This window comes from Burkholderia sp. AU33423, from assembly GCF_002223135.1.
GTDB classification, from domain to species: Bacteria; Pseudomonadota; Gammaproteobacteria; order Burkholderiales; family Burkholderiaceae; genus Burkholderia; species Burkholderia lata_D.
This window is the reverse complement of record NZ_NKFH01000004.1, coordinates 1,605,529-1,627,151: the sequence shown is the minus strand read 5'-3', so window position 1 is coordinate 1,627,151 and position 21,623 is coordinate 1,605,529. Positions and strand designations below refer to the sequence as shown.

Sequence of the window (21,623 nt, the reverse complement as noted above, 5' to 3'; positions counted from 1 at the left end):
CGATGTCGATTCACATGATCACGATGCCCAAGTGGGGGCTGTCGATGGAGCAGGGGCAGGTCAACGGCTGGCTGAAGGCGCTCGGCGAACGCGTGACGAAGGGCGACGAGGTGCTCGACGTCGAGACCGACAAGATCTCGTCGGGCGTCGAATGCGCGTTCGACGGCACGCTGCGCCGGCAGGTCGCGCAGGAAGGCGAGACGCTGCCGGTCGGCGCGCTGCTCGGCGTCGTCGCGGCCGCCGACGCGAGCGATGCCGACATCGACGCGGCGATCGCCGATTTCCAGCGCGATTTCGTGCCGAGCGCGGCGTCCGACGAAGCCGCGGGCCCGCAGCCCGAGAAGGCGCAGATCGGCGGCCGGACGGTGCGCTTCCTGAAGCTCGGTGAAGGCAGCGGCACGCCGGCCGTGCTGATCCACGGCTTCGGCGGCGATCTCAACAACTGGCTGTTCAATCATGCGGATCTCGCCGCGCACCGGCCGGTGTGGGCGCTCGACCTGCCCGGTCACGGCGAGTCGGGCAAGGCGGTCGAGACGGGCAGCCTCGATGAACTGGCTGACGCGGTGCTCGCGCTGCTCGATGCGAAGGGCATCGACAAGGCGCATCTGATCGGCCATTCGATGGGCGGTGCGGTCGCGATGGCGGCGGCCGAGCGCGCGCCGCAACGGGTCGCGTCGCTGACGCTGATCGCGAGCGCGGGGCTCGGCACCGACATCAACCGCGCTTACATCGACGGCTTCGTCGCCGGGAACAGCCGCAACACGCTGAAGCCGCACCTCGGCGCGCTGTTCGCGGACAACGCGCTGGTCACGCGGCAGCTCGTCGAGGATCTCGTCAAGTACAAGCGGCTCGAAGGCGTGCAGGCCGCGCTGGAGAAGATCGCGAATGCCGCGTTCGACGGTGCCGCGCAGCGGCGCGTGTTCCGCGACCGGCTCGCGACGCTTGCGCCGCGCACGCTCGTGATCTGGGGCGAGCGCGACCAGGTGATCCCGGCGCAGCACGCGCAGGGTTTGCCGGATGGCGTGCGTGCCGAGGTGATCGCCGGCAGCGGGCACATGGTGCAGATGGAGGCGGCCGCCGACGTGAACCGCCTGATCGTCGCGTTTCTCGGAGACTGACGATGACCGCCGCGCTCGAACGACCCAGCCTCACGGCGCTCGGCCAGCCGGGCGCGAGAAGCCGTGACAAGCTTGCGCGCATTCCGGTGCGCGTCGAGCCCGCGGCCGGTGCGGCGTTGCCGAAGCCGCCGTGGCTGCGCGCGCGGCCGATGATGAGCGCGGCGGTCGCCGACATGGCGGCCGTGCTGCGCGACCATCGGCTGCATTCCGTCTGCGAGGAGGCGATGTGCCCGAACATCGGCGAATGCTTCGCGCAGCGCACGGCGACCTTCATGATCATGGGCGGGCTGTGCACGCGGCGTTGCCCGTTTTGCGACGTCGCGCACGGCCGTCCGGAGCCGCTCGATCCCGACGAGCCCGCGCGGCTGGCCGACGCGGCGGCGGCGCTCGGGTTGCGCTACGTCGTGATCACGTCGGTCGACCGCGACGACCTGCGCGACGGCGGCGCCGCGCATTTCGCCGCATGCATCGCGGCGGTCCGCGCGAGCGTGCCGGGTATCGGCGTCGAAGTACTGACACCGGACTTCCGCGGCCGCGTGGCTCGCGCGCTCGATGCGCTGTCGACGGCCTGGCCCGACGTGTTCAATCACAACATCGAGACGGTGCCGTCGCTGTATCGCGCAGCGCGGCCGGGCGCCGACTATCGCGGCTCGCTCGATCTGCTCGCGCAGGCGAAGCGGGCACGGCCGGAGCTGGTGACGAAATCGGGGTTGATGCTCGGCCTCGGCGAGTGCGACGACGAAGTGCGCGACACGCTGCGCGACCTGCGTGCGCATGACGTCGACGTGCTGACGCTCGGCCAGTATCTCGCGCCGTCCGCGCACCATCTGCCCGTACGGCGCTACGTGAGCCCGGACGCATTCGCCGCGTGGCGCGACGAGGCGCTATTGCTCGGTTTCAGGGAAGTCGTCGCCGGCCCGCTCGTACGGTCGTCGTATCACGCGGCCGACGTGCTGGAGGAGACGTAGCGGCCAGCGCGTCAGGCGGACGTGGAAGCGGCGGCATGCGCACGACTGACGCGGCGCAGGTACAGCACGAGCCCGGCGCCCGCGAGCATCAGGCTGATCGTGTTCGCGAACCAGAAGCCGCGCGCGCCGGTTAGCCACGCGGGCGCGATCCCGCCCACGTCGAAGCCGAGCGCATAGCCGCCGCTGAGCCCGACGCCCCACAGCGCGACCGCATAGATCACGGTCGGCACGACCGCGACCTTGTAGGCGCGCAGCACGAACGCCGACGTGACCTGCAGCGCATCGAAGACGTGGTAGCACGCGACGATCGCGACGAGCGGCATCGCGGCCGCGGCGACGGCCGGGTTCGGCGTATAGCCGCCGATGATCAGCGGGCGCAGCACGAACACGAGCAGGCCGTAGGTCGCGGCGATGCCGCACGCGAAGATCACGCTGTGCCGGCCGAGCAGCCGGGCTTCCTCGGGCCGTCCCGCGCCGAGCGCGCGCGCGACCAGCGTCGATGCCGCCACGCCGATCGACAGCGGCGTCATGTACAGCACCGCGCCGATGTTGCCGGCGATCTGGTGGCCGGCGAGCGTCGTCGTGCCGAACTGCGCGATGAACAGCGCCATGCACGTGTACGACGTGACCTCGATCAGGTACGACAGGCCCATCGGCACGCCGAGTTTCAGGATCACCTTCTGGCGTTCCCAGACCGGCCAGCAGAAGCGCGAGAAGATCGCGAGCGGCGCGAACACGTCGAGCTTCGCGAGCAGCGTGTAGCCGATCAGCGCGAGCGCCCAGTTGATCAGCGTGCTCGCGAGCCCGCAGCCGGGGCCGCCGAGGGCCGGCACGCCGAACCCGCCGAAGATGAACCACACATTGAGCGGAAACTTGAGCAGCAGCGCGCCGATCTGCAGGATCATCGCGAGGCGCGGCTTGCCGGCCGCGTTGGTCAGCGCGTTGTAGATGCGGAAGACGAGGCTGGCGGGCAGCCCGTACGACAGGATGCGCAGGTAGTCGACGGTGCGGTCGTGCAGCGCGGCGGGCGTATGCGCGACGCGCAGCAGCGGTTCGGGAAAATGCAGCAGGAGAAAGCCGGGCACCGCGAGCAGCAGCGCGAGCCACAGCGCCTGGCGCACTTCTTCGCCGATCTCGGCATAGCGCCGCGCGCCGTACAGCTGCCCGGTGATCGGCTGCAGCGCCGACAGGATGCCCGTCAGGCCGATATAGATCGAAATGTAGATCGACGAACCGAGCCCGAGTGCGGCCAGATCGACGGCCGAGTAGCGCCCGACCATCGCGGTGTCGATCACGCCGAACGCGATGATCGCAAGCTGGCCGACGAGCACCGGCCATGCGAGACCGACGATCCGGCGGATGTCGCCGAACATCGTCAATCGGCCGGCTGGCGGCGCGGCTGACGCCGCTTGACGGGCGTCTTCGGCCGTTCGATGCGCTCGTACAGTCGGAAGCGCTCGTCACGGTCGGCGGCGCGGCGGCCTTCCCACACGAGACGCCACACGTATTGCGACATCGAGCTCGGCTCGCCGAAGTCCGAGCGGTCCTGGCGCAGGATCACGTCGCAGTCGCCGGAGAAGTCGAAGCGCATGTTGCCGAAATACGCGAAGGTCGCGATCTGCGCGTCACCGAGCCGCACCGGGGAGATGCACTCGTAGTCGGACGGCAGGTGCACGGCGATCTGCTGCGCGACGTCGCGATAGGTCCGGCCGTAGTTGACGATCGGCAGCCACAGCGTCATCAGCAGTACCCACATCAGCGTGGTGCCCGCACCCGACAGCACGACGCTGCGCCACAGCACCTTCGGCTGCCGCGAGATGCGCCAGCGCACCAGGAAGCACCAGCACACGGTGGCGATCACCGCGCAGATGAACGACAGGATCTTGAAGTGCGGCTCGTAGCCGGGCACGAGGCGGGCGAGGTTGCGCGCGAGCGGATGCGGGAAGCCCGTGATCGAGGCGAGCCACACGAGCCACACGAAGGTGCCGAGGATCGTGAAGCTCAGCACCGCGAACCAGTCAATCGCATTGATCGCGCCGCGCTTGAGGGTCGGCAGCGCGAACGTCGCGAGCACGGCGAGCGGCGGCAGCAGCAGCATGTACATGCGGTTCGACTGCTGGCTCTGCAGGATCACGAGCGCGACGAGCGGCACGGCGACCGACAGCGGAATCGCGACGTGCGCACGTCGGCGCATGCCGGCCCAGCTCCACCATGCCCAGATCGCGAGCGGCCACGCGGGCCACGTGAACAGCGGCAGGTTCTTCGCCGCATAGCCGAGCACCGCGGTCGGCGGGCCCGAAAAGCGCATCAGGCTGCCGTGGATCCACTGGTTGAAGAACCACGCGGCATCGTCGGGCGCCGCGACGAACGCTGCCAGCGGCCACAGTGCGAAGATCGCGGCCGCGAGCGGCACGCCGACCAGCGGCAGGCGCAGGTTGCGCATCTCGGGCGTGACGAGCCACAGCACGGCAGTGCCGGCGAGCAGCGCGACGACCAGCACCGGATTGCCGGACAGCGCGACGAGGCCCATCGCGAGGCCCCACCACAGCGCGCCCTGCATCGGCTTGTCGATGCCGCGCACGATCCCGTAGACGAGCATCGCGATCCACGCGAACTGCGCGAGCTGCGGCGTCGTTTCGTGCCCGCGCTCCGCGAGGCCGAAGCAGGCGACGAGCACCAGCAGCGCGCCGTCTGCGAGCGTGCGGCCGTAGTCGCGCGGCTCGGGCTCGCCGCCGAATGCGTATTTGAACGGCTGGACTTCGGCACGCCGGCCGAGCAGGTAGGCGGCATACCAGACGAATGCGCACGCGACGCAGAACAGCACGCCGGTGTCGACGCGCGACGCGTTGCTCGCGTCGACCCACGGGCCGAGGCCGCGGATCGACAGCGCGCCGAGCCAGTAGCCGAGCGGCCCGTCGGTCGTGATGAACTTGCCGACCAGGTTCGGCAGCAGCCAGTCATGCCAGCCGCCCTTGGCCATCGTCCACATCACGCCAAAGCCCGCCGCGTCCTCGTTCTTCCACGGGTCGCGGCCGAACAGGCCGAACGCGGCGTAGACGAAGCAGAGCGTGAGCAGCAGCCAGCGCGGTAGCGCGCGCGTGGCGGAGGCGGTGAGACGGACGACAGGCTTCATGCAGATGAGCGATTTGTTATGGGCGGGTGGCCGGCGCGGATGCGCGCGGTCGAGCCGGTTTCGAGCATCCGGCATTGTAGACGCGCCCGCTGTTGCGCGTCAGGTCGATGCCCGGGCGCCGGCTGGCGCCTGCCGGGCGAGCAGAGACAAAAAAGGGCAGCCTGGGCTGCCCTTTTGTGCGGTACCGGTGCGTTGCAACCACCGGATGCAGTGCGAAGCTTACTTCGCCTTGCCGCTGGCGCGAACGCCGAACTTGTTCTTGAACTTCTCGACACGGCCTGCCGTGTCCATGATCTTTTGCTGACCCGTGTAGAACGAGTGCGATTCCGACGACACTTCGATCTTGGCGAGCGGGTAGGTCTTGCCGTCGAGTTCGATGTTTTCACGCGTCTGGATCGTCGAGCGCGTGATGAACTTGAAGCCGTTCGACATGTCTTGGAAGACGACTTCGCGGTAGTTCGGGTGGATGCCTTCTTTCATGGTCTTTCCTTGGTGAGAGCGGTAGCCAACCCGCCGCTTGTCGTGCCGGAGCGCGCACATTGCGCAAACCAGATGACGCCAAGCCCGGCGCGAGCCACTTGCCTAAGGTCGAAAAACGGCGATTATGCCAGAAAATCAGATGGTTGACGAATAATTTTCACGGTGCGTCGAGCGCGCCGGTACCGGCCGGATCCTGCCGGTAATAGCGCGCGAGCAGCCGGTACAACTCCGGAAATTCGGACTCGAACGCTTTTGGCCTGACGAACAGCGCCTCGCTGCATACCGCGAAGAATTCCGACGGGTGGTCCGCGGCATAGGGATCGATCAGCGAATCCCGCTCGAAGCGCGCCCACGCACGGTCCGGCACCGCGTCGACGCGCACACAGAACTGGTCGTACGCGTGCTCGAACACGTCGGCCCAGGCTTGCGCATCGAGGTGTGGCGCGTGCCAGCGGCGAAATAGGGGCGGATAGCCGTCGGCCGCGCCGTTGACCATGTCGATCTTGTGCGCGAACTCGTGGATCACGACGTTGTACGCGTCGCGGCCGTCCGTCATCTGCGCGTCCTCCCAGGACAGGATCACGGGGCCGCCTTCCCAGGCCTCGCCGCTCGCGTCCTGCTCGACTTCGTGGACGACACCGTCCTCGTCCTGCACCGTCTTGCGGATCACGAATTCGCCCGGATACACGACGATGCCGACCCAGCCGTCGTACAGCGACAGGTCGAGATTCAGCACGGGCAGGCAGGCCTGCGCGGCGATCGCGACGATCATCGCGTCGGTCAACTCGAGCCCGTGAGCGGTCGAGAACGATTTCTTCGCGACGAACAGGCTCGTCAGTTCGCGCAGCCGGCCGAGCGCGTCGGGCGACAGCGCCGCGAGGAACGGCAGGCGCTCGACGGTGTCCTGCCACAGCGCGTCGGGAATCGGGTGGCTGCGCAGCGCGCGGTCGCGGCGGCGGTCGTCGAACCAGCGGGTCAGTTTCGAGAGCATGAAGGCGTTTCGCGGAAATCCAATGCCTGTCTTTTAACTCAATCGATCTCTTTTTGCCATGCCGCGAAGAGGCCGCCGACGAGCGCCACGCCCGCCAGGAAGTAAAAGCCGTCGAGCGATGCGAGGAACGACGCCTGTTGCGCGACCATGCGTGCGATCGACGCGATCGCGAGGCCGTGCGCCTCGTTCAGCGCGTGGCCGGCGGCGGCATAGCTGCGCGTCAGCGCATCGACGGTCTGCTGGAACAGCGGGTCGAACACGTTTGCACGTTCGACGAGCCGTGTCTGGTGCACGGCCACGCGGTGCTGTTCGACGATGATTACCGACGACGTCGCGAACGAGATCGTCAGTTGCCGCACGATGTTCTTCAGCCGGTAGCCGTGCGTGTATTCGTCGATCGCGAAGATCCGGAACGTCAGGTTGGCCACCGGCAGCACGATGAAGAGCAGCAGCAATCCGCGCAGCAGCAGCGGGACGATCAGCGCGGCTTCGCCGACCTGCGGCGTCATCCGCGTCATCCACAGCGCGGCCGTGATGGCGATCGCGAACCCCGGCACGACGAACCACTTCTTGTGCGTGACGAATTTCGCGTAACGCAGGTACGCGAACAGCGCGGTGGCCGAAATCAGCGACATCGTGCCCACCAGCCGCCCGGCGTTCTCGACCGGATAGCCGAGCCCGCTTTCGAGAAAACGCGACGTCAGGTAACTGAAGCCCGTCGACTCGTAGTAATAGAACATATAGAGCAGCAGCCCGACCTGGAACGTCCGCTCGCGGAACGCGTGCAGGCGCACGAGCGGCGTCGGATGATGCCACTGGTGATACGCGAACCACGCAAGCGCGCCGATCCCTGCGATCGTCAGCAGGATCAGCATCGGCGAGCCGCTGTAGAGCTGGTAATGCACCTGCTGCAGCACGATCTGCAGCGCGCCTTGCGCGAGCGCGAACACGACATACGGCCAGAAGTGTCCGGAGCCGCGTTGGTCGTCGGGTGTCCGGCCCGAATCGGGCAGCGTGAGCAGCGCGAGGATCGCGAACGCGATGCCGGCCGGCGCCGAGCACGCAAACAGCGCGCGCCACGTCGAATGTGCGACGAGCAGGCCGCCGATGATCGGCGCGAGCGCGCTCCCGAGCAGGATCATGATCAGGAACGCGCGCGTCGCGGGCGGCCGTTCCTGCGGCTTGAAACTGATCTGGATCAGGATCCGGCACGCGCCCATCATCGGGCCGATGAAATAGCCCTGAAAACCGCGCGCGAACGCGAGTTCGAGCGACGTGTCGGCGAGCGCGGCCGCGATCGCGCCGAACGAGAACATCAGCATGCAGCCGGCGACGTAGCGGCGATGGCCGAGCCGGTCGACCCACCATTGCTGCTGCAGGATGCCGAGCACGGCGGTGACCGCGTAGGCGCTCGACGACCACACGAGTTCGTCGGGCGATGCGTTGATGCCGCCCGCGATGTAGCTCGCGAAGAACGAGAAGATTGCGTTGTCGAAGTAGTCGATGCCGGTGACGAGCGCGAGCGCCCACGGGAACAGGTCCGCGCGCAGGTTTGCGCGGCTCCACAGTGGCGAGCGACCGGGCATCGCGTTCATTCGCGAGCCTTGCGCGTGCGCCGCGTGCCGGCTTCGGCCTGCCGCTGCGCGATCAGCGCATCGGCGATTTCGCCGGCAAGACGCCGTTCGACGTAGTCGATGTCGTGCTGCAATTCCTTGCGCAGCGCGACGGCTTCCTTCAGTTCGCGCTGGACGGCCGCGATCCGCCGGTCGAGCGTGTCGACCTGCTCGGCAAGGCCGGCGCGGATCTCACGCAGCGACGCGTCCGAATAGCGGCGCCGGCCGTCGCCCGTTTCTTCCAGCGGGCGCTTCAGCATCTCGGTGATGCCGTGCAACGAGAAACCGAGCGCGCGCAGCCGCAGGATGCGCGCGAAGCGCTCGAGGTCGGCTTCGTCGTAGAGGCGGTAACGGCCTTCGCTGCGCGACGGCGTGACGAGCCCGCGCTCTTCGTAATACTTCAGCGTGCGCGGCGTGACGCCGAGCCGTGACGCCGCATCGCTCACGGTCAGCAGCGGGGTGGAGGCGTCGTTCGGCATCGGGAGGAGGATTGGGTTTGGGCGATGACGCGATTATAGATCAACCTGTACGTTCACGTTCAGGTTGACACCGAAAAACGGCCGCCGGGCAGGATGCGCGGGCGGCCGTTTCCGGGGTGCGGGGCGGGGGTGATCAGCCGCCGCGGCGCATCAGGTCGAAGAACTCGGAGTTGCTCTTCGTCTGGCGGATCTTGTCGAGCAGGAATTCCATCGCTTCGACTTCGTCCATGTCGTGGATGAACTTGCGCAGCACCCAGATCTTCTGAAGGATCTCGGGCTTGATCAGCATTTCTTCGCGACGCGTGCCCGACTTGTTCAGGTTGATCGACGGATACACGCGCTTTTCCGCGAGGCGGCGCTCGAGGTGCACTTCCATGTTGCCGGTGCCCTTGAACTCTTCGTAGATCACGTCGTCCATGCGGCTGCCGGTTTCGATCAGCGCGGTGCCGATGATCGTCAGCGAACCGCCTTCCTCGATGTTGCGCGCCGCGCCGAAGAAGCGCTTCGGGCGTTGCAGTGCGTTCGCGTCGACACCACCCGTCAGCACCTTGCCCGATGCCGGGATCACGGTGTTGTACGCGCGTGCGAGACGCGTGATCGAGTCGAGCAGAATCACGACGTCATGCTTCATTTCGACGAGGCGCTTGGCCTTCTCGATCACCATTTCGGCGACCTGGACGTGGCGCGTGGCCGGTTCGTCGAACGTCGACGCGATCACTTCGCCGGCGACCGAGCGCTGCATTTCGGTCACTTCTTCAGGGCGTTCGTCGATCAGCAGCACGAACAGGATCACGTCCGGGTGGTTCTGCTTGATCGCGTGCGCGATGTGCTGGAGCATCACGGTCTTGCCGGACTTCGGCGACGCGACGAGCAGGCCGCGCTGGCCCTTGCCGATCGGCGCGATCATGTCGATGATGCGGCCCGTGACGTTTTCCTCGCCGCGCATTTCGCGTTCGAGCGACAGCGGCTTGTTCGGGTGCAGCGGCGTGAGGTTCTCGAACATGATCTTGTGTTTCGAGGCCTCGGGCGGCTGCCCGTTGACTTTGTCGACCTTTACCAGCGCGAAGTAGCGCTCGCCGTCCTTCGGCGTGCGGACTTCACCTTCGATGGTGTCGCCGGTGTGCAGGTTGAAGCGGCGGATCTGCGACGGGCTGATGTAGATGTCGTCGGTGCTCGCGAGGTACGACATTTCCGGCGAGCGAAGGAAGCCGAAGCCGTCCGGCAGCACTTCGAGCGTACCGTCGCCGAAGATCGTCTCACCCGTCTTGGCGCGCTTTTTAAGAATGGCAAACATCAACTCCTGCTTGCGCAGGCGGTTCGCGTTTTCGATCTCCAGGCCATTGGCCATTTCGATCAGTTCGGAGACGTGCAGAGACTTGAGCTCGGATAAATGCATACGGAGAACCCGCCAGGGAGGAGACGACGAAAGAAATAAAGGGAGGAGGGCGAGCGGAAGCGCTCAGAGACTTAAATGCGTCTTGTAGACGTTTTTTAATTCTAGCATAGGCCGATTCGCGCTTGAGCGAGCGATCGGCGGCTTGTCGACGGACGTGTTGCCGGCTGACAACACGTCCGCGGAGCGGCCTGTATTACAGGTGGCTGTCCAGGAATGCGGTGAGCTGCGACTTCGACAGCGCGCCGACCTTCTGCGCGGCGGCCGCGCCATTCTTGAACAGGATCAGCGTCGGGATGCCGCGCACGCCGAACTTCGCGGGCGTTGCCTGGTTGTCGTCGACGTTGATCTTCGCGATCTGCAGCTTGTCGCCGTAGTCCTTCGCGACTTCGTCGAGGATCGGGGCGATCATTTTGCACGGGCCGCACCATTCGGCCCAGAAATCGACGAGCACGGGCTTGTCGGATTTGACGACGTCCTGTTCGAACGATGCGTCGCTGATGTGTTTGATCTGTTCGCTCATTGGGTCAATACCTCTTACGGTTCGGGGACTGCCTGCTTGCGCGTTGCGGCGTACCGGCCGCCGTTGGCGGCCGGCCGCTGCGGCAGGTCACTCCACTCTCCGGAAAGGAGGCGTGTAAGCGCTGCATGCCGCGGCTCGCGGGTCGTTCGGGCGTCATATTAGCCTAAATTGCTATCTGCTGCGGGCGGCGATAGTAGCCGCTACGCGAGTAGGGGTACGACGCGACGTTCGACCGTTGTGTCCTGCAGGTGGAGGCCGGCTCGCAAATTACAAGGGGTAGACGCGCAGGCCATGCGCGTCGGGTGAGCTTCGCGGCGCCCGATGCGCGTCGATTTGTCGGGTCATATTCGCATTGGTGCGAACAAACGGTCGCATTCATCCGGAAGCGATGATAGAATATGCCGTGACGGGCCTCCTCGCATGGTGGGGCGGTGAACCTGGTCAGGTCGGGAACGAAGCAGCCACAATCGTTTTCCGCCAGTGCCGAGGGTTGGGCTCGTCACCTTCCTTCTCGCCCCGTTCGCCGGGCGTTTTTTATTTCTGCACCACACTCCGTTTTACCCGCGCGTTGCCTGTCTTCCGCACCGTTTCGCGTGTCGGCGCGACGCAGCGTTACTGATACAATTTCCTGATGACCTATCAAGTTCTCGCACGCAAGTGGCGTCCGAAGGATTTCGCTTCGCTCGTCGGCCAGGAGCACGTCGTCAGGGCGCTTACGCACGCGCTCGACGGCGGGCGTCTCCATCACGCCTATCTGTTTACCGGAACCCGCGGCGTCGGCAAGACGACGCTGTCGCGGATCTTCGCCAAGGCACTCAATTGTGAAACCGGCGTCACGTCGCAGCCGTGCGGCGTGTGTCGCGCCTGTCGCGAGATCGACGAAGGGCGTTTCGTCGATTACGTCGAGATGGATGCCGCGAGCAACCGCGGCGTCGACGAAATGGCCGCACTGCTCGAGCGCGCGGTGTACGCGCCCGTCGATGCGCGCTTCAAGGTCTACATGATCGACGAAGTGCACATGCTGACGAATCACGCGTTCAACGCGATGCTGAAGACGCTCGAAGAGCCGCCGCCGCACGTCAAGTTCATCCTCGCGACCACCGATCCGCAGAAAATCCCCGTCACCGTGCTGTCGCGCTGCCTGCAGTTCAACCTGAAGCAGATGCCGGCCGGGCACATCGTGTCGCATCTCGAACGGATCCTCGGCGAAGAGCAGATTACGTTCGAGCCGCAGGCACTGCGCCTGCTCGCGCGTGCCGCACAGGGCAGCATGCGCGACGCGCTGTCGCTCACCGACCAGGCGATCGCCTATTCGGCCAATGAGGTGACCGAGTCGGCCGTGTCGGGCATGCTCGGCGCACTCGACCAGACTTACATGGTGCGTCTGCTCGACGCGCTCGCCGCGGGCGGCGGCCCGGAAATCCTCGCGATTGCCGACGAGATGTCGCTGCGCAGCCTGTCGTTCTCGACCGCGCTGCAGGATCTCGCGAGCCTGCTGCATCGCATCGCGTGGGCGCAGTTCGCGCCGGGCTCGGTGCTCGACGAATGGCCCGAAGCGGGCGACCTGCGCCGCTTCGCCGAGACGTTGAGCCCCGAACAGGTCCAGTTGTTCTATCAGATCGCGACGGTCGGTCGTGCCGAGCTCGGCCTGGCGCCGGACGAGTACGCCGGTTTCACGATGACGCTGCTGCGGATGCTCGCGTTCGAGCCGGCGGTTGCCGCCGGCAGTGCGCCGGGTGGCCAGCCGTCCGTGCCGCGTGCGGTGCAGGGTCCTCGTGCGGTGGCGGCATCGGCCGCTGCGGCGAAGCCGGTATCGGCCGCACCTGCCGAAGCAGCGCGGCCGCAGGTTGCTGCACCGGCTGCGCCGGCTGCGCCCGCGGCACCGGTTGTGCGGGCCGTACCGCAGCCCGGCGACGACGCAGACAAGCCGCCCGTGAAGCCGGCTGCCGTTCAGACATCCGCGCCGGCCCCGGTTGATGCGCCCGTCATCGAGACGCCGCAGCCGCAGACGGCCGCAGCACCGCAAGCAGAGCCGGCCGGCGACAGGCCGGCACCCGTCCGCACGGAACCCGAACCGCCTGCTGTCGTTACGCAGCGAAGCGACGAGCCGGCTGCGCCGGCCGAACCGATGCCGCGCGCTGTGTCGCCTGAGCCCGCTGCGCGTCCGACAGCGCGCTCCGGAGGCGCTGCCGCCGCGCTCGACGTGTTGCGCAATGCGGGGATGCGCGTGTCGTCCGACCGCGGGCGCGCGGGCGCCGCCGCCGCGAAACCGGCAGCCCAGCCGGCTGCCGAGAAGCCGGCCGCGCCGCGTCCCGCTGCCGTACAGGTGCCGACGCCGCGCGCTGCGGCCCGTGCGCCGCAGGCGGCCGATTCGCGCCAGGCCACGCCGCCGTGGGAGGACATCCCGCCGGACGACTACGTGCCGCTCAGCGCCGACGAGATGTTCGGCGGCCCGCCCGACGACGGCTTCGTGCCGGTGTTCGACAGCGGCCCCGACGACGTGCGCGTCACGCCGAGGCCGGCGGAAACCCGTCCGTCCGCACCGGTCGACACGCGTCCGTTGCCGCCCGCGATCGCACTCGATCCGGTCGGCTTCGACGGCGAATGGCCGGCGCTGGCCGCGCGGCTGCCGCTCAAGGGCGTCGCGTACCAGCTCGCGTTCAACAGCGAACTGACGGCCGTCGATGCGACCACGTTGAAACTTTCCGTGCCGGTGCCGCAATATGCGGACGCCGCGCAGGTGGCGAAGCTGAAGGCCGCGCTGGCCGATGCGCTCGGCAAGCCGGTCGAGGTGGCCGTCGAAGTCGGGCCCGCACGGCGTACGGCGGCGGCGCTCGATGCGGCCGCGCGCGCGGCACGCCAGCGCGAGGCCGAGCAGGAGATTCACGGCGATCCGTTCGTCCAGCAGCTTGTGCGCGATTTCGGTGCGCGCATCGTCGAGGGTTCGGTGCGCCCGCTCGCCGATGCGGCGCCGGACGGCCCGCCGCCCACGCTGCATTGAACTGAGCGCCCCGCGACAGGCACAATCACGCCCACACATTGGCCGGCACGCGCCGCGTGCCGGTTTTCACACGATCAAGAAGGAGTATTCCCATGTTGAAAGGCAACCTCGCCGGTCTGATGAAGCAAGCGCAGCAAATGCAGGAAAACATGAAGAAGATGCAGGAGCAGCTTGCGCTCATCGAAGTCGAAGGGCAGTCGGGCGCCGGCCTCGTCAAGGTGACGATGACGTGCCGCAACGAAGTGCGTCGCGTGTCGATCGACCCGAGCCTGCTCGCGGACGACAAGGACATGCTCGAGGATCTCGTCGCGGCTGCGTTCAACGACGCCGTGCGCAAGGCCGAAGCGACGTCGCAGGAAAAGATGAGCGGCATGACGTCGGGCCTGCCGCTGCCCCCGGGCTTCAAGCTGCCGTTCTGAGCGCAGCGTCCGTGTCACTTTTTGCCGCCGTATGAAACAGCCGTCCGCCCTGTCCGCGCTCGTCGAAGCGTTGCGCGTGCTGCCCGGCGTCGGGCCGAAATCCGCCCAGCGCATGGCGGTCCACCTGATGCAGCACGATCGGGAGGGCGCGGAGCGGCTCGGCCGGTCGCTGCTGTTCGCGACCGAGCACCTGCAGCACTGCGAGAAGTGCAACACGTTCACCGAAGCGCAGATCTGCGAGGTCTGCAGCGACGAGGAGCGTGATCCGACGCTGCTGTGCGTCGTCGAGACGCCTGCCGACCAGATCATGCTCGAGCAGACGATGACTTACCGCGGGCTGTATTTCGTGCTGATGGGCCGGCTGAGCCCGCTCGACGGGATCGGCCCGAAGGAAATCCATTTCGACCGCCTCGTGCGGCGCGCGTCCGACGGTGTCGTCAAGGAAGTCGTGCTCGCGACCAACTTCACGAACGAGGGCGAAGCCACCGCGCACTACCTCGGCCAGACGCTGAAGGCGCGCGGGCTTGCGGTCACGCGCCTCGCGCGCGGCGTGCCGGTGGGCGGCGAGCTCGAATACGTCGACGCGGGCACCATCGCCCGCGCGATGCTCGACCGCCGCACGATGTAAGCCGGGCGCCGCCGGCCGGCGGCGCCGTTCCTCATGCCAGGGAGACACATGAGCACCAGCCAGGGCCCGCTCGCGGGCGTCAAAGTGCTCGAATTCGGAACGCTGATCGCGGGACCGTTCGCGTCGCGGCTGTTCGCCGAATTCGGCGCGGAAGTGATCAAGATCGAGGATCCGAACGGCGGCGACCCGCTGCGCAAGTGGCGCAAGCTCCATCCGGAGCAGGGCGGCACGTCGCTGTGGTGGTCCGTCCAGGCGCGCAACAAGAAATCGGTCACGCTCAACCTGAAGGCCGACGCCGGCAAGACAATCGCGCGGCAACTCGCGCGCGAGGCCGACATCGTGATCGAGAATTTCCGCCCGGGCCTGCTCGAAAAGCTCGGGCTCGGCTACGACGTGCTGTCGGCCGAGAATCCGGGCCTCGTGATGGTGCGCCTGTCCGGTTACGGGCAGACCGGCCCGTACCGCGACCGGCCCGGCTTCGGCGCGATCGCCGAATCGATGGGCGGGCTGCGTCACATCACCGGCTATCCCGAACTGCCGCCGCCGCGCATCGGCATCTCGATCGGCGATTCGATCGCCGCGCTGCACGGCGTGATCGGCGCGCTGATGGCGCTGCATCACCGCAAGGTCAACGGCGGTGCGGGGCAAGTGGTCGACGTTGCACTGTATGAAGCCGTCTTCAACATGATGGAAAGCGTGGTGCCCGAATACGGCGTGTACGGGATGGTGCGCGAGCGCACCGGCGCGTCGCTGCCGGGCATCGTGCCGTCGAATACGTATGCGTGCCGCGACGGCAGCATCGTGATCGGCGGCAACAGCGACCCGATCTTCAAGCGGCTGATGAAGGCGATCGAGCGCGACGACCTCGCCGACGATCCCGCGCTCGCGCAAAACGACGGGCGCGTGCCGCGCACGCAGGAGATCGACGATGCGATTGCCGCGTGGCTCGCGCCGCGCACGATCGAAGAAGCACTCGTCGTGCTCAACGCGGCCGACGTGCCGGCCGGGCGCATCTACAGCGCCGCCGACATGTTCACCGATCCGCAGTTCGTCGCGCGGCAGATGATCCAGCGCTTCAAGCTGGCCGACGGCACCGACATTCCGCTGCCGAACATCACGCCGAAGCTGTCCGACACGCCGGGCGAAACGCGCTGGCTCGGGCCCGAACTCGGCGAGCATACGGACGAGGTGCTGCGCGGCCTCGGCTACGATGCGCCGGCGATTGCCGCACTGCGCGACGCGGGCGCGATTTGAGCACCCTCGAGCCTGTCGCTTCGCGCCGGGCTCCCGGAACGGCGCATTCCCCAAGGGCGCTCCGTTGGCGGGGGAAAACCCGGGGCGGCGCGGCGTTTTCCTGAGCACGCGGAACGCCGCACCGCAACGCGATGGCGCAGCGTGTCCGGGTGCCCGCCGCCGCCCATCCGCAGTCGCCGGACTGTCGCTCTCGCGCCATCTTTCCTCGGTTACAATCGCCGGATGCGAATCCTACTCAGCAACGACGACGGCTATCTCGCCCCCGGTCTCGCCGCGCTCAGCGACGCGCTGCAGCCGCTGGCCGAGCTCACGGTGATCGCGCCCGAGCAGAACTGCAGCGGCGCGTCGAATTCCCTCACGCTGTCGCGGCCGCTGTCGGTGCAGCGCGCGTCGAGTACGGGTTTCTTCTACGTGAACGGCACGCCGACCGATTCGGTACACGTCGCGTTGACGGGGATGGTCGACGCCAGGCCGGACCTCGTCGTTTCCGGGATCAACAACGGCCAGAACATGGGCGAAGATACGCTCTATTCGGGGACAGTTGCGGCCGCCACCGAAGGCATCATGTTCGGCGTGCCGGCCATCGCATTCTCGCTGGTCGACAAGGGCTGGGCCCATCTGGCGGACGCCGCGCGCGTCGCCGCGGAAATCGTCGAGCACTTTCTCGCGCATCCGCTGCCGGGCCAGCCGCTGCTCAACGTCAATATTCCGAACCTGCCGTACGACGAACTGAAAGGCTGGAAGGTCACGCGCCTCGGCAAGCGTCATCCGTCGCAGCCGGTGATCCGCCAGACCGACCCGCGCGGCGAACCGATCTACTGGATCGGCGCGGCGGGTGAAGCGCTGGACGCCAGCGACGGCACCGATTTTCACGCAGTGGCAAACGGTTTCGTGTCGATCACGCCGCTGCAGCTGGACCTCACGCACACGCAGATGCTGCCTGCGACGCGCGAATGGGCGTGCGCCGGAGGGCGGGCTTCATGAGCGGCGAGCGCGCGAAGCGGTTCCCGCTCGCGCTCGAAGATCTCAAGCGAGCGCCACGCAAGTCGGAAGGTCGGGCCGGTGAACGCCATGCGGCGGTTGCGGTGTCGAAGGCCGCCGACAAGCCAGCGGCCGTGCTGAAACCGGTTGCGGTGAAGCCGGCTGCGACGCGATCGGCATTGCCCGGCTCCACCGCCGCGAAGCCGGCGACCGCACCGAAACCGACCGCACTGAAGCCCGCGATGCCGAAGCCGGCCGCGCCGAGCGTCGCGCCGGCCGGCGCGTTCGCGCTTACGTCGGAACGTGTGCGCGAACGGATGGTCGAACGGCTGCGCGCGAACGGTGTGACCGACGCGCGCGTGCTGGAAGCGATGGCCGCGGTGCCGCGACACATGTTCGTGGATCCGGGGCTCGCGACGCAGGCTTACGAGGATTCGGCGTTGCCGATCGGCCACCAGCAGACCATTTCAAAGCCGTCGGTCGTCGCGCGCATGATCGAGCTCGCGATGGCCGGCCGCACGCTCGAGCGCGTCCTCGAGATCGGCACGGGCTGCGGCTATCAGGCCGCCGTGCTGAGCCACGTGGCACGCGACGTGTATTCGATTGAACGCATCAAGCCGCTCTACGAGCGCGCGAAGCTGAACCTGCGGCCGCTGCGCGTGCCGAACATCCGTCTGCACTACGGCGACGGGCGTGTCGGCCTGCCGTCCGCGGCCCCGTTCGACGCGATCGTGATTGCGGCGGCGGGGCTCGACGTGCCGCAGGCGCTGCTCGAGCAGCTCGCGATCGGCGGGCGGCTCGTCGCGCCGGTCGGCGCGCAGAGCGGGCAGCACCAGGTGCTCACGCTCGTCGAGCGCGTCGCGCACGCGCAATGGCGAGAGTCACGGCTTGATCGCGTTTTCTTTGTCCCTTTAAAATCCGGAGTAATTTGAAACCGATGAGTATGTTGCGCGCGATGCAAAACAACCGTTCCAGGGAACCGCTCACGCTCGCCCAGCGGGCGATCTGCGTAGCTGCGTTCTCCACGCTTCTGGCCGCCTGTGCGACGCGGCTCGACAACGCGCCCGTCGTCGATCGCTCCGGTTCGCTCGGCACGACCGGCACCGCGCAGCCCGCGGCGCCGCTTCCCCCCGCGCCACCGGGTTACTACCGGGTGAAGCCGGGCGACACGCTGTACCGGATCGCACTCGAAAACGGGCAGAACTATCGCGACATCGCCGCGTGGAACAACCTGGCGAACCCGAATCAGATTGAAGTCGACCAGCTGCTGCGCGTTTCGCCGCAGGCCGGTGCCGCCGTTGCGGGCACGCAGGTCGCCGCGCCGATCGCGGGCGCCGCCGTTGCAACTGCGCCGCTCAGCAGCGGCCCGGCAACGCCGGCCGCCGGTACGTCGTCGTCGGTCGCGACGCCGCCTGCCGCGGCCGCCGCATCGAGCGATACGGCAGCCGCGCCGAGCGGCCCCGTGACGTTCGCATGGCCCGCGCGCGGTCCCGTGCTGAACGGTTTCGATGATGCGAAGAACAAGGGCGTCAATATCGGCGGGTCGGCCGGCGAGACCGTGAAAGCGGCGGCCGACGGTCGCGTCGTCTACTCCGGCAATGGCCTGCGCGGCTACGGCAACCTCATTATCATCAAGCACGATGCAACTTACCTCACGGCGTATGCACACAATCGCGCTTTGATGGTAAAAGAGGGGGATGCGGTAACGAAGGGGCAGAAGATCGCCGAGATGGGGAATAGCGATTCCGACCGCGTGATGCTGCATTTCGAGGTTCGCCGGCAGGGTAAACCTGTCGATCCGCTGAAGTATTTGCCGCCTCAATAACCGAGACGACCATGCCGAAATCGAAGCGCCACGAGCCGCAAGCCGAATCTGAGAAAATCAGTCGAGCCACGCAAGCATCGGTGGGGCGAGCTGGTGCTTCGACGGACGACGAAGACGACGTCGCGGACAACGAGCGTGACCTCGAGGCACGCGACTCTGAAGCGGACGGTGGCGACGACGAGCGCGAAGGCCGCGCCGAGGCGGTGCCCGACGTCGACGATTTCCGCACGATGCTGCAGGCCGAGCTCACGGCCGACACGATCCAGCATTACCTGAACCGCATCAGCGTGAAGCCGCTGCTCACCGTCGAGGAAGAGCAGCGCTATTCGCGTCTGGCCAAGGCCGGCGAATTCGAGGCGCGGCAGGTGATGATCGAGCGCAACCTGCGCCTCGTCGTCAGCATCGCGAAGGGGTATCTGAACCGTGGCGTGCCGCTGCTCGACCTGATCGAGGAAGGCAACCTCGGCCTGATGCATGCAATCGAGAAATTCGACCCGACGCGCGGCTTCCGTTTCTCGACCTACGCGACGTGGTGGATCCGGCAGAGCATCGAGCGCGCGATCATGAACCAGGCCCGCACGGTGCGCCTGCCCGTGCACGTGATTCGCGAACTGAACCAGGTGCTGCGCGCGAAGCGCCACCTCGAAAAGAACTCGATGTCGACGGGTGAAGCGGCCGAGCGCCGCGAAGCCAGCATCGACGACATCGCCTATCTCACCGGCAAGACCGCCGAGGAAGTCACCGACATCCTTGCGCTCAACGAGCACACGGCGTCGCTCGACGCGCCGCTCGACCTCGATCCCGCGAGCAGCCTGCTCGACCTGCTGCCCGACGACCAGAGCCAGTCGCCCGACGCGGAGGTTCAGCACCGCGAGCTCGAGACGCTGACGCGCGCGTGGCTGTCGCGGCTGTCCGACAAGCATCGGCATGTGATCGAGCGTCGCTTCGGCCTGAACCATATCGAACCGGCAACGCTCGAAGAGCTGGCCGACGAGATGGGGCTCACGCGCGAGCGCGTGCGCCAGATCCAGCAGGAAGCGCTGGTGCGCCTCAAGCGGTTTTTCGCCTCCAACGGCGTGCGCAAGGACGCCGTTCTGTAACCGATGACTCCGATTCTTGTTTTTGACATCGAGACGATTCCCGATGTCGACGGCATTCGCCGTCTGGAAGATCTGCCTGCGACGCTCGACGATGCCGCGGTGGCCGAACATGCGTTCGCCGCCCGCCGCGAGAAGACCGGCGGCGATTTCCTGCCGCACCACCTGCAGCGCATCGCGGCGATTTCGTGCGTGTTCCGCGACAACAACGGTTTTCGCGTGCGCTCGCTCGGCACGCCGCAGGACAACGAAGCGACGCTGATCCAGTCGTTCTACCGCGTGATCGAGAAATACACGCCGCAGCTCGTGTCGTGGAACGGCGGCGGCTTCGATCTGCCGGTGCTCCATTACCGCGCGCTCGTGCACGGCATCCCCGCCAGCCGCTACTGGGATCTCGGCGAGGACGACCGCGATTTCAAGTGGAACAACTACATCTCGCGCTACCACTCGCGGCATACCGACCTGATGGATGTGCTCGCGATGTATCAGGCGCGTGCGAACGCGCCGCTCGACGCGCTCGCGAAGATGTGCGGTTTTCCGGGCAAGCTCGGGATGGACGGCAGCCAGGTGTGGCCGGCGTTCCAGGCCGGGCGGATCGAGGAAATCCGCAACTATTGCGAAACCGACGTCGTCAATACCTACCTGTTGTATTGCCGGTTCCAGTTGATGCGCGGCGGCCTGACGCCGAGCGAGTATGCGGACGAGATCCTGCTCGTGAAGAACTCGCTTGCACAGGAGCCTGCGTCGCACTGGGCCGAATACCTGGCCGGTTTCGACGCATAGCGCGGGCGACGTGCACCGCGGCCGGTGGGGCGATCATGCCAGTTCGAGCAGCACCGGCTGGTGATCGGACGCCCGCACGTCGCCGTCGATCTCGCAGCGCGTGACGCGCGGCAGCAGCGTATCGGTCACGAACACGAAGTCGCACGCGAGCGGCCCATCCGACCATTGCACCGTATCGTAGACACCCGCCGTCGGCGGTGGCACGCGACCTGGGTGCCGAGCGACCCAGGCGTCGATGAAGCGCGGCGCGTCCGGGATCGGCTCCAGGAGTCGGCAATAGGCCTCGCTGCCGAACGCGCTGTTGAAGTCGCCGCAGATGATCGCATCGCATGGCTGGCCGGTCGCGCTGAACGGCCCCTCGGCGGTTTCGGCGGGTGCCGGTCGTGCCGCGTGCGCGCAGGCCTCGCGGTGCCGGTCGCGCAATGCGTCGACCTGGGCGCGCCGCTGGCGCGCCGAATAATATTCCAGATGCGTGGTGACTACCCGCAGTGGCCCGACAGGCGTCTGCAACTCGACGTCGAGCGCGACGCGTGGCATCGACGGCGCGCCGGCGTCGGCAGGCCACGGCAGCAACTGGCGGAGCACGCGCCCGACCGGCAGCCGGGTCGCGATTGCGTTGCCGAACTGGCGGCGCGGTGCGCCCGGCTCGATGGCCGGCAGGTCGGCGCCGATCGCTTCGACGATCATATATCCGGGCAGCAGCGCCGCGAGCTCGGCAAACTGGTCGGCGCCGGGCCGGCCGGGCAGTGCGCCAAAGCCGCGCGTGACTTCCTGCAGGCACAGCACGTCGAAGTCGCCGAGCGCGCGGATCGCCGCGACGGTGCGTGACAGATCGACGCCGCCGTCCGCGTCCCGACCCCATTGGATGTTCCAGTCGATCAGTTGCATGGTCGAATCTCCTATCTGGCGGATCTCGGGCCCAGGGCCGCTCCTGAGT

The 21,623-nt window shown here is 67.2% G+C and carries 20 protein-coding genes and 1 other RNA gene; 12 read left to right on the top strand and 9 right to left on the bottom strand.

The genetic code is table 11. The features are described 5' to 3' along the window. Nucleotides 1-2 precede the first annotated feature (2 nt). Nucleotides 3-1,118 (top strand): acetoin dehydrogenase dihydrolipoyllysine-residue acetyltransferase subunit, encoded by a 1,116-nt coding sequence (locus CFB50_RS10235; RefSeq protein ID WP_089445774.1) that lies wholly within the window; start codon nucleotides 3-5, stop codon nucleotides 1,116-1,118. A 2-nt stretch (nucleotides 1,119-1,120) separates the two neighbouring features. After that, on the top strand, nucleotides 1,121-2,086 hold the full coding sequence (gene lipA / locus CFB50_RS10230) for a lipoyl synthase (protein ID WP_089445773.1): 966 nt from the start codon (nucleotides 1,121-1,123) through the stop codon (nucleotides 2,084-2,086). An 11-nt stretch (nucleotides 2,087-2,097) separates the two neighbouring features. Here lipA and CFB50_RS10225 read toward each other — a convergent pair whose 3' ends face one another. From CFB50_RS10225 to trxA, 8 genes are all read right to left on the bottom strand, one after another. Then, nucleotides 2,098-3,459: an MATE family efflux transporter gene (locus tag CFB50_RS10225; protein ID WP_089445772.1), complete on the bottom strand. Its 1,362-nt coding sequence runs from the start codon at nucleotides 3,457-3,459 to the stop codon at nucleotides 2,098-2,100. 2 nt (nucleotides 3,460-3,461) lie between these two features. Then, nucleotides 3,462-5,294, bottom strand: a complete 1,833-nt coding sequence (locus CFB50_RS10220) for an ArnT family glycosyltransferase (protein WP_089445771.1) — start codon at nucleotides 5,292-5,294, stop codon at nucleotides 3,462-3,464. A gap of 144 nt (nucleotides 5,295-5,438) precedes the next feature. After that, a complete protein-coding gene (locus CFB50_RS10215) occupies nucleotides 5,439-5,699 on the bottom strand; it encodes a type B 50S ribosomal protein L31 (protein ID WP_006753671.1) in 261 nt (86 codons plus the stop codon). 157 nt (nucleotides 5,700-5,856) lie between these two features. Further along, nucleotides 5,857-6,690 carry a zinc-dependent peptidase gene (locus CFB50_RS10210; protein WP_089445770.1) on the bottom strand — a complete coding sequence of 278 codons (834 nt, stop codon included), beginning with the start codon at nucleotides 6,688-6,690 and terminating at the stop codon, nucleotides 5,857-5,859. A gap of 38 nt (nucleotides 6,691-6,728) precedes the next feature. After that, nucleotides 6,729-8,285 (bottom strand): MFS transporter, encoded by a 1,557-nt coding sequence (locus tag CFB50_RS10205; RefSeq protein ID WP_089445769.1) that lies wholly within the window; start codon nucleotides 8,283-8,285, stop codon nucleotides 6,729-6,731. Then, nucleotides 8,282-8,782 carry a MerR family transcriptional regulator gene (locus CFB50_RS10200; protein WP_089445768.1) on the bottom strand — a complete coding sequence of 167 codons (501 nt, stop codon included), beginning with the start codon at nucleotides 8,780-8,782 and terminating at the stop codon, nucleotides 8,282-8,284. Before CFB50_RS10200 ends, CFB50_RS10205 begins: the two co-directional genes overlap by 4 nt. 133 nt (nucleotides 8,783-8,915) lie before the next feature. Continuing rightward, nucleotides 8,916-10,178, bottom strand: a complete 1,263-nt coding sequence (gene rho, locus CFB50_RS10195; protein WP_006478662.1) for a transcription termination factor Rho — start codon at nucleotides 10,176-10,178, stop codon at nucleotides 8,916-8,918. Between the two features lie 193 nt (nucleotides 10,179-10,371). Then, the gene (trxA, locus tag CFB50_RS10190; RefSeq protein ID WP_006402348.1) at nucleotides 10,372-10,698 is read right to left on the bottom strand and encodes a thioredoxin TrxA; all 327 of its coding nucleotides are present in this window, start codon (nucleotides 10,696-10,698) and stop codon (nucleotides 10,372-10,374) included. 405 nt (nucleotides 10,699-11,103) lie between these two features. Between trxA and ffs the strand changes: the two genes are divergently transcribed. The 10 genes from ffs to CFB50_RS10140 all read left to right on the top strand — a co-directional run bounded on the left by ffs (nucleotide 11,104) and on the right by CFB50_RS10140 (nucleotide 20,686). Then, nucleotides 11,104-11,202: signal recognition particle sRNA small type (gene ffs / locus CFB50_RS10185), an RNA gene on the top strand. 127 nt (nucleotides 11,203-11,329) lie between these two features. After that, nucleotides 11,330-13,699, top strand: coding sequence for a DNA polymerase III subunit gamma/tau (locus tag CFB50_RS10180; protein WP_089445767.1), 2,370 nt, complete (start codon nucleotides 11,330-11,332; stop codon nucleotides 13,697-13,699). Between the two features lie 92 nt (nucleotides 13,700-13,791). Further along, nucleotides 13,792-14,118, top strand: coding sequence for a YbaB/EbfC family nucleoid-associated protein (locus tag CFB50_RS10175; RefSeq protein ID WP_006482124.1), 327 nt, complete (start codon nucleotides 13,792-13,794; stop codon nucleotides 14,116-14,118). 31 nt (nucleotides 14,119-14,149) lie between these two features. After that, a complete protein-coding gene (gene recR, locus CFB50_RS10170) occupies nucleotides 14,150-14,746 on the top strand; it encodes a recombination mediator RecR (RefSeq protein ID WP_006478665.1) in 597 nt (198 codons plus the stop codon). Between the two features lie 48 nt (nucleotides 14,747-14,794). Further along, nucleotides 14,795-16,000, top strand: coding sequence for a CaiB/BaiF CoA transferase family protein (locus tag CFB50_RS10165; protein ID WP_089445766.1), 1,206 nt, complete (start codon nucleotides 14,795-14,797; stop codon nucleotides 15,998-16,000). Nucleotides 16,001-16,222: 222 nt separating this feature from the next. Beyond that, a complete protein-coding gene (gene surE / locus CFB50_RS10160) occupies nucleotides 16,223-16,984 on the top strand; it encodes a 5'/3'-nucleotidase SurE (protein WP_089445765.1) in 762 nt (253 codons plus the stop codon). Then, nucleotides 16,981-17,913: a protein-L-isoaspartate(D-aspartate) O-methyltransferase gene (locus CFB50_RS10155; protein WP_089445764.1), complete on the top strand. Its 933-nt coding sequence runs from the start codon at nucleotides 16,981-16,983 to the stop codon at nucleotides 17,911-17,913. Before surE ends, CFB50_RS10155 begins: the two co-directional genes overlap by 4 nt. Nucleotides 17,914-17,918: 5 nt before the next feature. After that, the gene (locus CFB50_RS10150; protein WP_069248110.1) at nucleotides 17,919-18,806 is read left to right on the top strand and encodes a peptidoglycan DD-metalloendopeptidase family protein; all 888 of its coding nucleotides are present in this window, start codon (nucleotides 17,919-17,921) and stop codon (nucleotides 18,804-18,806) included. A gap of 11 nt (nucleotides 18,807-18,817) precedes the next feature. Next, nucleotides 18,818-19,906 (top strand): RNA polymerase sigma factor RpoS, encoded by a 1,089-nt coding sequence (rpoS, locus tag CFB50_RS10145; protein WP_069248109.1) that lies wholly within the window; start codon nucleotides 18,818-18,820, stop codon nucleotides 19,904-19,906. Nucleotides 19,907-19,909: 3 nt separating this feature from the next. After that, nucleotides 19,910-20,686: a 3'-5' exonuclease gene (locus CFB50_RS10140; RefSeq protein ID WP_039360281.1), complete on the top strand. Its 777-nt coding sequence runs from the start codon at nucleotides 19,910-19,912 to the stop codon at nucleotides 20,684-20,686. Nucleotides 20,687-20,719: 33 nt separating this feature from the next. Here the strand turns inward: CFB50_RS10140 and CFB50_RS10135 are convergent, their stop codons facing one another. Then, the gene (locus CFB50_RS10135) at nucleotides 20,720-21,574 is read right to left on the bottom strand and encodes an endonuclease/exonuclease/phosphatase family protein (RefSeq protein WP_089445763.1); all 855 of its coding nucleotides are present in this window, start codon (nucleotides 21,572-21,574) and stop codon (nucleotides 20,720-20,722) included. Nucleotides 21,575-21,623: the final 49 nt, after the last annotated feature.

Coding starts and splice junctions, on each gene's coding strand:
- CFB50_RS10175 (WP_006482124.1), top strand. CDS start 13,792: ATGTTGAAAGGCAACCTCGCCGGTCTGATGAAGCAAGCGCAGCAAATG.
- CFB50_RS10200 (WP_089445768.1), bottom strand. CDS start 8,782: ATGCCGAACGACGCCTCCACCCCGCTGCTGACCGTGAGCGATGCGGCG.
- CFB50_RS10135 (WP_089445763.1), bottom strand. CDS start 21,574: ATGCAACTGATCGACTGGAACATCCAATGGGGTCGGGACGCGGACGGC.
- recR (WP_006478665.1), top strand. CDS start 14,150: ATGAAACAGCCGTCCGCCCTGTCCGCGCTCGTCGAAGCGTTGCGCGTG.
- rpoS (WP_069248109.1), top strand. CDS start 18,818: ATGCCGAAATCGAAGCGCCACGAGCCGCAAGCCGAATCTGAGAAAATC.
- CFB50_RS10205 (WP_089445769.1), bottom strand. CDS start 8,285: ATGAACGCGATGCCCGGTCGCTCGCCACTGTGGAGCCGCGCAAACCTG.
- CFB50_RS10235 (WP_089445774.1), top strand. CDS start 3: ATGTCGATTCACATGATCACGATGCCCAAGTGGGGGCTGTCGATGGAG.
- CFB50_RS10165 (WP_089445766.1), top strand. CDS start 14,795: ATGAGCACCAGCCAGGGCCCGCTCGCGGGCGTCAAAGTGCTCGAATTC.
- CFB50_RS10155 (WP_089445764.1), top strand. CDS start 16,981: ATGAGCGGCGAGCGCGCGAAGCGGTTCCCGCTCGCGCTCGAAGATCTC.
- CFB50_RS10215 (WP_006753671.1), bottom strand. CDS start 5,699: ATGAAAGAAGGCATCCACCCGAACTACCGCGAAGTCGTCTTCCAAGAC.
- trxA (WP_006402348.1), bottom strand. CDS start 10,698: ATGAGCGAACAGATCAAACACATCAGCGACGCATCGTTCGAACAGGAC.
- surE (WP_089445765.1), top strand. CDS start 16,223: ATGCGAATCCTACTCAGCAACGACGACGGCTATCTCGCCCCCGGTCTC.
- lipA (WP_089445773.1), top strand. CDS start 1,121: ATGACCGCCGCGCTCGAACGACCCAGCCTCACGGCGCTCGGCCAGCCG.
- rho (WP_006478662.1), bottom strand. CDS start 10,178: ATGCATTTATCCGAGCTCAAGTCTCTGCACGTCTCCGAACTGATCGAA.
- CFB50_RS10210 (WP_089445770.1), bottom strand. CDS start 6,690: ATGCTCTCGAAACTGACCCGCTGGTTCGACGACCGCCGCCGCGACCGC.
- CFB50_RS10220 (WP_089445771.1), bottom strand. CDS start 5,294: ATGCCGGATGCTCGAAACCGGCTCGACCGCGCGCATCCGCGCCGGCCA.
- CFB50_RS10225 (WP_089445772.1), bottom strand. CDS start 3,459: ATGTTCGGCGACATCCGCCGGATCGTCGGTCTCGCATGGCCGGTGCTC.
- CFB50_RS10180 (WP_089445767.1), top strand. CDS start 11,330: ATGACCTATCAAGTTCTCGCACGCAAGTGGCGTCCGAAGGATTTCGCT.
- CFB50_RS10150 (WP_069248110.1), top strand. CDS start 17,919: ATGAGTATGTTGCGCGCGATGCAAAACAACCGTTCCAGGGAACCGCTC.
- CFB50_RS10140 (WP_039360281.1), top strand. CDS start 19,910: ATGACTCCGATTCTTGTTTTTGACATCGAGACGATTCCCGATGTCGAC.